General features: G+C 38.3%; 1 protein-coding gene. It reads left to right on the top strand.

Annotated features, from left to right (window positions below; translation table 11 throughout):
* On the top strand, positions 1-240 hold a 240-nt coding region (locus SB775_RS33350), incomplete at both ends, for a hypothetical protein (protein WP_410865581.1).

Genomic DNA, 240 nt, shown 5'->3' with positions numbered 1-240 from the left:
ACTGACAGCCGCACGTAATTTATGGCAAAGAAAATTAATTGAACAAGCCTCAAGAGATTCACAATTTGCTGCCTTCCAGCAAATCCGTCAACTCGGTTTCTCATACTACGAACAACATTCTGTTAGTGAAACACTCTCCTTTGTGAACACACAAACACGAGCTGTACAAGAAATTTACAGACGATACTTCCCACAATTTATCAATCAGACATTATTTATCGCCATCTCACTCTACTTTAT

The sequence above is a fragment of the Peribacillus sp. SIMBA_075 genome, assembly GCF_046534585.1.
The sequence above is the reverse complement of the archived record's forward strand: the minus strand, read 5'-3'. Positions and strand labels throughout refer to the sequence as shown.